At 42.1% G+C, this 2,289-nt stretch carries 1 protein-coding gene; it reads left to right on the top strand.

From position 1 onward, the window contains the following. Positions 1-295 precede the first annotated feature (295 nt). Positions 296-1,576 carry a metallophosphoesterase gene (locus tag L2764_RS26830; RefSeq protein WP_248943389.1) on the top strand — a complete coding sequence of 427 codons (1,281 nt, stop codon included), beginning with the start codon at positions 296-298 and terminating at the stop codon, positions 1,574-1,576. Positions 1,577-2,289 lie beyond the last annotated feature (713 nt).

Below are 2,289 nucleotides of genomic sequence, written 5' to 3'. Positions count from 1 at the left end.
ATTACATCGAACATTGCTTGGAACAGCTATCTCCCCCCAACTGTGATCTCAATAGTCTCTTACCTTGGCATGTTAATCTAAGCAAGGCGTAGTTCGCCGGACGCTCACTTTCGAACGATGTAGCACCTTGATATCTGGTGATTGCATACTCAGGTACTGAGTGGGCGGTTACGTATAAACCTCCAAAAAAGTCAAAATACTTTCTACACTCATACACTACGCACTATTTTAAATATTAGCCTTTTGGCATCTATTACAATTAAATCATCTACCTCATTAAAAGGATCCCTTTACTATGCCCTCAGTCAAAATAACTAAAATAGTCACAATACTCATAGCCAGCCTCTATGGGTTAACTGCCTGTGGCGGTAACACGCCAAACGACACGCGCCCTTATTTCGTCCACTTATCAGATATACATTTAGATACGGATGCCGTAAACATCACTTATGGCCAAGATACAGGTTCGACCCTCTGGCAAGCCACAAAAACAAAACTACAAGAGGTTATCACCAGCGCCACTCCCCCTCAGTTTATTTTATATACAGGAGATTTACCTGCACATTACGCTTGCACGTACCCAAACTGTTATTTACCTGAATTTGATCGCACTGATAATAATGACAATATGGGAACAGTACTTAATGAACTACGTCAATTCGCTAATCTAGAAAATATTCCCTTACTTTATGCCACTGGCAATAATGACTCCTTAGCGGGGGATTATCATTCTTTTGCCGACGCACAACAAAAAACCACCTTCTCTTTATCTGCAAACCCCAGTAATCCTTTTCCTGCGTTAAATACCAAATCCCATTGTGGTAGCGCACCATGTATGGTATCAAATCCCGCCCCCACAATGGACTACTACGCAGCTATTCCCATAGAAGGCTTGCGAGTTATTCTATTAAACTCTATTATTTTAGGGGCTAAATACTATCCCGTAGACGGTATCTCACACCTCCACGCGGGCAATATGCAAATGCAATGGTTTGCAACTCAACTTGCAGCTGCTGCAAGTAATAACGAAAAGGTTGCCATTGCCATGCATATTCCACCAGGATTAAATGCTTATGCAATCTCACAGGGAAAGGGCGAATACTGGATGTGGGCACATCTGCCCTCACAAGATAACTCTTGGCTTAATCAATTTTTAACATTAACAGAGCGTTATCAAAAAAATATCATTGGTATTCTCTATGGCCACACTCATATGGATGAACTCAGGCGTTTATATGATCTCAATCATAATTATATCACAGCAGTTGCACTTGCCGCGCCAGGGATAACACCAAATCATTATAACAATCCAGGCTTTAAACTTGTTTTTTTTGATGAACAAACAAAAGAACTAATGGATTCAATTACCTACTATACTACGCCAAATGCCACTGAATGGAATAGTTATCAATTCTCCACAGAATTTAACTGCCCGCAATCATACAGTATCTTTAACTGCCTTGAACAAATGTCTTTAACTGAAGTGAATACGGCAATGGATCGGGTTTATACCGTGATGCATGGTGAGCCTAGATATAATACCACCCCAGGCATTGAGGTCTATACCGATCAATAACGAGAACCCATTAAAGGGGGAGGTGTTCATTCTATTCTCTAATGGTTGAAGATTAATGATAGCACTATGTGCATTTCGGCTGGCGAAAGGGGCCCCACCACCTTGTAATGCTTCTGGGCCTGCGTTGGTGATTTCACCTTTGAGTTGTTGAGCTGAATCACTTAGGTATTTCTTCATTTCGCTCAATGCCTGTCTTGCACTCATCTGATCATTAAAGATCCTCGCAAAGGCAGCACTCATTTAACCAAGCTGATGCGGCGCCATTGGCCTTCTTTGTTTATAAAGAGTGCCACCGCTGTCTTTTTGTTATAAGAAGCCGTGCCCCGAGAGCGGCAGACATCGCGGTTGGTGAAAAGTCACTCTTGTGAATTAAATGGAGTCCTCAACGATGCGCTCGAGAGTTCTCAACCATACGGTCGAGAGTGCTTCGTCCATATCATCAATCGTTACATACTGAGCGCTGCAAAGGCCTGACTCACACCAGCAGTAACGCCTTATGTAAGCATTTTCTGTGAATAGTCAATAGTCATCATCGTCGAACATTTTTGTTTTTTCACGCTCAGCTCTTTCATGGCGAGTATCATTGTGGTGCAGTAATACAATCTGATACCCCGCACTAAAACTGGACACTCAATTAAGCGACTTTTTGCTGTTCATAATGCAGTGGGCTTTGATACCCAATTGCACTATGCCTTCTTGTTCGATTGTAATCA

Source organism: Shewanella surugensis (genome assembly GCF_023284005.1).
Classification (GTDB): domain Bacteria; phylum Pseudomonadota; class Gammaproteobacteria; order Enterobacterales; family Shewanellaceae; genus Shewanella; species Shewanella surugensis.
This window is presented reverse-complemented; position numbering and strand designations above follow the sequence as displayed.

What these genes read in the sequence shown, in the direction of transcription:
- L2764_RS26830 (WP_248943389.1), top strand. Translation starts at nt 296, where the DNA reads ATGCCCTCAGTCAAAATAACTAAAATAGTCACAATACTCATAGCCAGC.